The sequence below is a fragment of the Alcanivorax sp. genome, from assembly GCF_051117345.1.
In the GTDB taxonomy this organism is placed as follows: Bacteria; Pseudomonadota; Gammaproteobacteria; order Pseudomonadales; family Alcanivoracaceae; genus Alcanivorax.
Window position 1 is genome coordinate 1 of the sequence record NZ_JBNPEC010000128.1, and the last position, 7923, is coordinate 7923.

General features: G+C 57.4%; 8 protein-coding genes. 6 read left to right on the forward strand and 2 right to left on the reverse strand.

Annotated elements, in window-relative coordinates:
- The 4 genes from ACFE0K_RS08480 to rraA form a co-directional block, all read left to right on the forward strand.
- Positions 1–1457, forward strand: a 1457-nt coding sequence (locus tag ACFE0K_RS08480) for an efflux RND transporter permease subunit (RefSeq protein WP_434535655.1), incomplete at its 5' end; no start/stop codon positions are given.
- Between the two features lie 38 nt (positions 1458–1495).
- Entirely contained in the window at positions 1496–3709 is a 2214-nt protein-coding gene (locus ACFE0K_RS08485; RefSeq protein WP_434535656.1) for a response regulator, read from the forward strand.
- Positions 3706–4401 carry an NAD(P)H-binding protein gene (locus tag ACFE0K_RS08490; RefSeq protein WP_434535657.1) on the forward strand — a complete coding sequence of 232 codons (696 nt, stop codon included), beginning with the start codon at positions 3706–3708 and terminating at the stop codon, positions 4399–4401. The genes ACFE0K_RS08485 and ACFE0K_RS08490 overlap by 4 nt, the downstream gene beginning before the upstream one ends.
- Before the next feature lie 75 nt (positions 4402–4476).
- The gene (gene rraA, locus ACFE0K_RS08495; protein WP_434535658.1) at positions 4477–4959 is read left to right on the forward strand and encodes a ribonuclease E activity regulator RraA; all 483 of its coding nucleotides are present in this window, start codon (positions 4477–4479) and stop codon (positions 4957–4959) included.
- Here the strand turns inward: rraA and ACFE0K_RS08500 are convergent.
- Positions 4951–5178, reverse strand: coding sequence for a DUF6316 family protein (locus tag ACFE0K_RS08500; protein ID WP_434535659.1), 228 nt, complete (start codon positions 5176–5178; stop codon positions 4951–4953). The two genes, rraA and ACFE0K_RS08500, sit on opposite strands and share 9 nt — an antisense overlap.
- A gap of 212 nt (positions 5179–5390) precedes the next feature.
- On the opposite strand from ACFE0K_RS08500, the gene ACFE0K_RS08505 reads away from it, so the two are divergent.
- Positions 5391–5801 (forward strand): CBS domain-containing protein, encoded by a 411-nt coding sequence (locus ACFE0K_RS08505; RefSeq protein WP_434535660.1) that lies wholly within the window; start codon positions 5391–5393, stop codon positions 5799–5801.
- A gap of 31 nt (positions 5802–5832) precedes the next feature.
- Positions 5833–6420 carry a DUF805 domain-containing protein gene (locus tag ACFE0K_RS08510; RefSeq protein ID WP_434535661.1) on the forward strand — a complete coding sequence of 196 codons (588 nt, stop codon included), beginning with the start codon at positions 5833–5835 and terminating at the stop codon, positions 6418–6420.
- 65 nt (positions 6421–6485) lie between these two features.
- Here ACFE0K_RS08510 and ACFE0K_RS08515 read toward each other — a convergent pair whose 3' ends face one another.
- Positions 6486–7466, reverse strand: a complete 981-nt coding sequence (locus ACFE0K_RS08515; RefSeq protein ID WP_035244559.1) for a malate dehydrogenase — start codon at positions 7464–7466, stop codon at positions 6486–6488.
- Positions 7467–7923: the final 457 nt, after the last annotated feature.

Consider the following 7923-nt stretch of genomic DNA (forward strand, 5'->3'; position numbering starts at 1 on the left):
ATTCCGTGCACCTCCTTGCCAGCTATCGGCATGAGCGTCTGCAGGGTACCGCCAAGACGCCAGCGTTGCTGGAAAGCCTGCGCATTAATCTGCAGCCAATCTGGTTGACCAGCCTGACAACGGCGATCGGTTTTGCCATTCTCAATTTTTCCGAATCACAACCGTTCCGCGCACTGGGGAATGTGGTGCTGATCGGGGTGCTGTTGGCCTTTGTCTTTTCTGTGTTGTTGCTGCCGGTCCTTGTGATGCTGTTGCCGCACCGCATCGAGCCGGGCAGACAACGTGATTATGCCCCCTGGATGAGCGCACTGGCCGGCCATCTCAGCCGTCATTACAAACGCTGGTTGGCAGGCATGTCGGTTGTCGTCGTGGTGCTGACGGCCAGCGTGGGGCTTAACCGTACCAACGATGTGTTCAACGAATATTTTGACGAGACCTTCGAGGTAAGGCGGGTCAACGATTTTGCCATGGCGGAAATGACCGGCATGCACCGTATTGATTATGCGGTGCCCTCCGGTGAGTCCGGCGGCACCATGGAGCCGGAGTATCTTCAGCATCTTGATGATCTGATGACCTGGCTGGAGCAACAGGACGAAGTGGTCTATGCCACCTCCTACACCAATGTGATCAAACGCCTTAACCGGGATTTGCACGGCGGTGACCCTGCTTACTATCGCATTCCGGATTCCCGGGAACTGATTTCCCAGTACACCCTGTTGTACGAGTTGTCGCTACCCCAGGGGCTTGGACTGGAAGATCAATTGGATATCGACAAACGCCAGGCTCGCGCCATCGTGGTACTGGAAAACATCGGCTCAAAGCCGGTGCTGGATTTCAATGGCCGGGTTGAGCAGTGGATGCAGGATAACTGGCCCGCGACCATGCAAACCAAAGGGACAGGCATGGATATCCTGTTCGGTCGGGTCACCATGCGTAATATCGAAAGCATGCTGGGCGGGGCGCTGATTGCACTGATCAGTGTCTCGGTACTGCTGATCTTTGCCCTGCGATCGGTACGCTATGGCCTGCTGTCACTGATTCCCAACCTGCTGCCGGCGGCCATGGCATTTGGTCTCTGGGGGCTGATCAACGGCGAAATCGGTCTGGCGGTATCGGTGGTGGCCTGTATGACCCTGGGGATCGTAGTGGACGATACGGTGCACTTTCTCAGCAAGTATGTGCGTGCCAAACGGGAGCTGGGCCTGAATACCGAGAAAGCGGTGGATTATGCCTTTCGCACAGTGGGGGTCGCCCTGGTAGCCACCTCCGTGGTGCTGGTGGCCAATTTCGCGATTATTGGCACCAGCCACTTCTATCCCAATGCCAGCATGGGGCTGCTGTCGGCGATTACCATTGCCATGGCCCTGTTTGTGGATTTTTTCTTCTTTGTACCGTTACTGATTGCACTGGATCGTGCGCGGCGGAGTAGCCAGCCCGGAAAAGCAGTGCTAACGTAGCGCGACACGTCCAATCAGGTTCCACGGAACACGACACGGTGTCATACAAGAAAGATCGCAAGGTTCTCAAGCGCGTCGATTACGGGGCCGCCAAGAATTCCCTGATGGGGGTTTTGGCGGCCCTTCTGATTTATGCCCTGGTTTTCGCCTGGGGGCAGGTCTATCAGAGTTTCGAACTGGAAGCGCTCATCGGAGGCGGGGCCGTTCTGGCGGTCACCGCCTATCGACTATGGCTGGTTGCCCGTTTCGATGCCCTCTATGGCTCGGGGCCGGCACGCTGGCGCAAGCTGTTTGGTGCCGGTCTGGCCATGCATGCCTTGCTGTGGGGGATCCTCCCGGCCTGGCTGGCCTGGCGACTGGGTTCCGGTTTCAATTTCTTCGCGGTACTGCTTTATAACGTGGGTGTGACCACGGCACTGGGTAGCTCCTGGATGGCCGGTCTGCGCGTGCGCCAGGCGTATATCGTGCTGATGTTCCTGCCCACCGTACTGGTACTGCTGATCACCGGGTCGCTGCACGATTGGGTGATCGCCATCATGATCAGCATCTATGCGTTCTACCTGTTCCGGCTTTACCGCGGCCAGTACGAGACCTTCTGGCACGCCATGACCCGCGAACGCCGCGGGCGAGGCGAAAGCAGTAATCAGCAGCCGGTGCGCAGCAGCACGGAGGTGCAGCTCAGCCTCGTTTACCGCCTGGCCCACGAACTGCGCACGCCGATGAATTCCCTGATGGGAATGATGTCCCTGCTGGAAGATACCCGTCTGGATGACGAGCAGAAGGATTACCTGCAGGTGGCCGGGCGTAGCGGCAAGCTACTGCTGTCGCTGATTGATGACGTGCTCGATTATTCCCGCATCCTGTCCCGGCGGGTCACCCTGAATTCCGAATTCTTTGATTTCCGCACTGCCATTGAGCAGGCGCTGGAAGCCTTCGGGCCCATGGCTCAGACCACGGGGTTGGAACTTACCTGTGTGATCGACCGGTTGTTGCCCAAACGCATTCGTGGCGATCGTGAGCGCCTCATGCAGGTGCTCAACAACCTGTTCAGCAATGCCATCAAATTCAGTGATAACGGCGAGATCCGTCTCGACGTGGACTTTACTGTCGAAAGCGAGAGTAACGGTGTTCTGCGGGTACGCCTCAGTGACCAGGGTGCGGGCATGGATCCGGAGACTCTGCGCCACCTGTTCCAGGATCGTTTTATTGAAGAAGGCCAGGATGTATATAGCAGCCGTCATACCGGCTTCGGCCTGCTGGTCTGCAAGGGCCTGATTGATGCCATGGGCGGCACGCTGGGCGCCGAGAGCGTACCGGGGGAGGGCTCCACCTTCTGGTTCACGGTACCGGTGCAGATGCAGCCGGACATGCGCGAAGCCCAGGATCTGGTACGTGCCCTGGATGGCGCCGAGGCCGTGGTAGTGGGCGCCGCCTCCGGTACCGTGGCCTGCCTGCAGGAAGAACTCGAGACGCTCGGTTGTCAGTGTTCTTCCGCCCAGGGCTATGACCATGCCTTGCAGGCCCTGCGCGCCGGCCACCGGGAGCACAGCGATTTTGACCTGCTGCTGGTGGATACCTGGACGCGTCCGGAACTGGCTCTGAACCTGTGCCGTAACGTGCTGGAGGACCCTTCCCTGCGACCGGTACGGCTGGTGTTGCTGGCGACTATCGAAGAGCGCGGTACGCCGGCGGTGCAGAAATTGATCGATAAACACGGACTGGTGGTGCTGGTGCGTCCGGCCCATCGGCGCAGTCTGCGCAATGCGCTGGCTCGTCTGGTGGGCCTGCAGCGTCAGCAACCGGTTGGCGATGCGCCCATGCAGACCCGTGAGGAGCGCCAGCGGCGCAAGCAGTTTCGGTTGATGCTGGTGGAAGATAATGAGGTCAACCAATTGGTGACCCGGGGCATGTTGAGCAAGCTGGGTTATCAGGTGAAAACCGTCAGTAATGGGGAAACGGCACTGGCCCTGGTGGACCAGGAAGGCTTCGATCTGATCCTGATGGATTGCATGATGCCGGAAATGGACGGCTTTGAAGTGACCCGACGGCTGCGTGACCGCGAAAAGCAGAATGATGGTGCGCGTACTCCGGTTGTGGCGATTACCGCCAATACGGCGGAAGGCGTGCAAGCGCGTTGTCTGGCGGCGGGAATGGATGATTTTCTGGCGAAACCGGTGCATCTGGACGCACTGGAAACGGTCCTGCGGCGCTGGTTGCCGGCGGAGCCGGATCTTGATGAGGATGATGAATGACAAGAAAAGCCTTGCTGCTGGGGGCCACTGGACTGGTCGGTAATGACTGTCTTGCCAATCTGCTGGAAAGTGATGAGTACGAACAGGTACGGGTACTTTGCCGTCGGCCCTTGTCTATAGAGCATCCCAAGCTGGATGTTCAGGTGGTTGATCTGGATCAGATGGAAGGCTGTCAGGCGTATTTTCAGGTAGATGACGTGTTTTGCTGCCTCGGCACGACCATGAAGAAGGCCGGGTCCCGGCAAGCCTTCCGCCATGTGGACCATGATCTGGTGGTACTGGCCGGGCAAATGGCCCTGCGCGCCGGCGTACAGCGTTTTCTGGTGGTATCAGCGGTGAATGCCAATGCTCGCTCCCCGTTTTTCTATGCTCGCGTAAAGGGGCAGATGGAAAGAGCGCTGATCAAGCTGGAATTACCGTTACTGGCCATCCTCCAGCCCTCCCTGCTGCGCGGTCAGCGCAATGACCGGCGGCCGGCGGAGGACTGGGGCAATATCTTCAATCGCGTGATCGAGCCGTTAACCCGCTGGACCGACGCCCATTGGCTGCCGGTGGATAGCCAGAAGGTGGCAGATGCCATGGTAGGCATGGCCCTGGAGGGGCCGCAGACCGGCCTCTACAAACTACGCTACCGGGATTTTCTGGTGTTTGCCGGCAAGTTCCGCAACCAACGAGAAGTGAAAGGCGAGTAGGGCAGGTGGGTGTAACGGCGCGACTGTCCCCGCCACTCTGGAGCACCTTTCTTACCACTGTTTTAAGGAGTCAGTATGACCTTTGTGACCTGCGATCTCTGTGATGACAATGCCGACAGCGTGTCTGTGGTAACCGGCTATAACTGGTTCAGTTACGGTGGACGCAGTGCCTTTGGTGGGGAAGTCGTGACAGTGAAATGCTTCGAGGACAACAGCCGCGTCAAGGAACACCTGGGCACTGACGGCAAAGGGAAAGTGCTGGTGGTCGACGGTGGCGGTAGCCTGCGCAATGCCCTGATCGGTGACATGATCGCCGAGAACGCGGTCAAGAATGGCTGGGAAGGGGTGATCATCTATGGCGCCTGCCGGGATGTGGACGAGCTGGCCAAGCTGGATATCGGTGTCGTCACTCTGGGCTGTGTGCCGATCAAATCCGTGCGCCGCGATGAAGGGCAGCTCAATATCGACATCACTTTTGGTGGCGTTACGTTCCACCCGGGAGATTATATCTACGCGGATAACAACGGCATTATTACTGCGCCGAAGGCTTTACTGTAATTTGCTGCCGGATACCCGCGCCGGCTTCAGGCCGAAGCTTTCTTTGGCCTGAATGTCTCTCAAGTAAAGCATCAGGCCATTTTCTGCTTCTTCGCGGCTGCTAAAGGGGCCTTCGACGGTATTTTCCCTTGTGGCGAAGTACCAACGACTACCTTCAGTGAAAAAACGGTCACTACGAAATCTAATACAGGTCGTTAAATCCTCTTTTCTACAGTCCATTGTATCTTCCTTATAGGCTTTTATTTTTTCTGCAAAATTACTCCTATAATAGTTGCTTTGGCCACAGCCGCTCGTCTTATGCCCACAGGGGCTGGAATGCGGTGGTCTTATAGCTGTTTTCTGATATAAAGGAGTTTGGTTGCGCCACCCTATGACGGGAGCGTCAGGCAGAAGAAGTCGGCCCGTTGGTCGCCTATAACAGGGAAGCCATTATGCTCAAGTCCATTAAAGTGGCGGACTATATGACCCGCCGTCTGGTTACGATCCCTCCGGAAATGTCCGTTAATGAAGCCATCCGTGTTTTCCTGGAACACAAGATTTCCGGGGCGCCGGTGGTCGATGAAAGTGGTCGCCTGGTGGGTGTATTTTCCGAATCTGATTGTTTGAAAGGTGCGCTGGAAGCCAGCTATCACGGCACCGAAATCGGGCCGGTAAAGGAATACATGAGTGTGGATCTGCAGACGGTGACGGGGGAGACCTCCATTCTTGATGTGGCGGAAGTGTTCCTGGCGGATCATCGCCGCCGCTTGCCGGTGCTTGATGGAGGCCGTCTGGTGGGGCAGATCAGCCGTCGAGACCTGTTGCGTGCCATGGATGATTTCAGCCGTCGGCACACCCTGTAATCTTATTGGTAATAATCCCGAGGGGGGAACCATGAACCAGCCTTATCAGGCTCCATCGGCGGACGTGTCCGCGAATGTTGATGAACGCTACCAACCGAAGTTCTTTGCTGCCTCAGGCCGTATTGGACGGATGCGCTATGTGGTCTATGCCTTTGGTCTGACCATGCTGTCCTATCTGGCGATAGCGGTCGTAGGAGGCATTTTTGCCGCGATTATGGGCGGCTTTGACAGCGCTTCTGCCAATTCCGGGGCCACCATGCTGCTGGGCTTGCTGGCCATGGTAGTGATGCTGTTTATTCTGGTGATGACGGTGATCTACGCGATCCGCCGCTTGAATGACATCAATGCCAGCGGCTGGTTTGTGCTGCTGTTTCTGGTTCCCATCGTCAACCTGATCATGGGGCTGTTGTTGATCTTCATGCCGGGCACCAAGGGACCGAACAAGTTTGGGCCCAAGCCGGTTGCCAACAGCGGTGGTGTGATAGCGGCTTTTGTTGTGGTGGCAGTGTTGTTCGTGGGTTATATCGGTGTACTGATGGCAGTGGCCGTGCCGGCCTACAATCAATATGTGGAGCGTGCCCAGGCAGCTTCTGAAATGCAGTACGACTACGACTACTGAGCAACAGCGTATATCGACCATAAAAAAAGGGCTCCGAAGAGCCCCTTTTTTATGCCTGCGAAACCTTACGGCAGCAGGTGGGAAACAGCGTCACGTTCTTCCGCCAGTTCCTTCTCGGTGGCTTCCATCTTGCCACGGGAGAAATCGTTCACTTCCAGACCCTGAACGATGCTCCAGTCGCCATCCTTGCAGGTGCAGGGGAAGGAGTAGATCAGGCCTTCCTGGATGCCGTAGGAACCGTCGCTGTAGATGCCCATGGACACCCAGTCACCGTCGGCAGTGCCGAGGGCCCAGGAACGCATGTGATCAACAGCTGCGGAGCCAGCGGAAGCCGCAGAGGACGCGCCGCGGGCCTTGATGATGGCGGCACCACGTTGCTGAACTTCCGGGATGTAGGTGCCTTCGTACCAGTCTTGCTCAACCTGGTCGATGGCGACCTTGCCGTCCACTTCGCAGTGGTGCAGGTCCGGGTACTGGGTGGAAGAGTGGTTGCCCCAGATGGTCATCTTGGTGATGTCGTTGACCGTCTTGCCCAGTTTGTTGGCCAGTTGCGCCATGCCACGGTTGTGGTCCAGGCGGGTCATGGCAGTAAACTGACGCGGGTTGATGTCCGGCGCATTGCGCTGGGCAATCAGGGCATTGGTGTTGGCCGGGTTACCGACAACCAGCACCTTGATGTCCTTGCTGGCGTTGTCGTTGATGGCTTTACCCTGGGCTGAGAAGATTGCTGCATTGGCTTCCAGCAGATCTTTACGCTCCATGCCAGGACCACGCGGACGAGCACCAACCAGCAACGCGTAGTTGGCGTCCTTGAAGGCCACGTTGGCATCGTCGGTGCCAACAATGCCGGCGACCAGCGGGAATGCACCATCTTCCAGTTCCATGATAACGCCCTTCAGGGCTTCCATGGCCGGGGTGATTTCCAGCAGTTGCAGAATAATGGGCTGGTCTTTGCCGAGCATGTCGCCGGAGGCGATACGGAACAGCAGGGAATAGCTGATTTGGCCAGCGGCGCCGGTAACGGCTACGCGTACGGGTGCTTTCATTAACAATCTCCTAGCTTGAATTCGGGAGAACTTAAGGGGCTGAAACCTGGGGAGCCACTGAGCAATGGCGAATTCCGCCATGGGTCAGGGGTCCCGGACGGGGCGCATTATAAAGGAAGCACAGGCCTATTCATACTTGGACCGGGGTCCTGGAGCCTCTGAACAACTCCTTGCGTGCTCAGTCTTTCAGGCTGGCTCGCAATCTAGGCGCAATGTTGAAGGTGTGTGTCCACCCATCGAGACATTGCAACAACGAGTGCGGGCCAGCCTGGAAGACCCGGAGGGCGCGGCCTGAAGGGCCCATCTGCTGCGTTTTGTCGCTAGGAAAGGGAACCACCCTGCCCGTCGCGACAAAACACAACAGCTGCACCCTTCAGGTCACGCTGAGCACGCAAGGAGTTGTTCAGAGGCTCCCTATCCCATGGTGGCTGATTTGACACGAGGCAATGAATGACGA

Excerpts from the sequence above, each read along its gene's own strand:
- ACFE0K_RS08500 (WP_434535659.1), bottom strand. The coding sequence starts at position 5,178 with ATGGACTGTAGAAAAGAGGATTTAACGACCTGTATTAGATTTCGTAGT.
- ACFE0K_RS08515 (WP_035244559.1), bottom strand. The coding sequence starts at position 7,466 with ATGAAAGCACCCGTACGCGTAGCCGTTACCGGCGCCGCTGGCCAAATC.
- ACFE0K_RS08490 (WP_434535657.1), top strand. The coding sequence starts at position 3,706 with ATGACAAGAAAAGCCTTGCTGCTGGGGGCCACTGGACTGGTCGGTAAT.
- ACFE0K_RS08505 (WP_434535660.1), top strand. The coding sequence starts at position 5,391 with ATGCTCAAGTCCATTAAAGTGGCGGACTATATGACCCGCCGTCTGGTT.
- rraA (WP_434535658.1), top strand. The coding sequence starts at position 4,477 with ATGACCTTTGTGACCTGCGATCTCTGTGATGACAATGCCGACAGCGTG.
- ACFE0K_RS08510 (WP_434535661.1), top strand. The coding sequence starts at position 5,833 with ATGAACCAGCCTTATCAGGCTCCATCGGCGGACGTGTCCGCGAATGTT.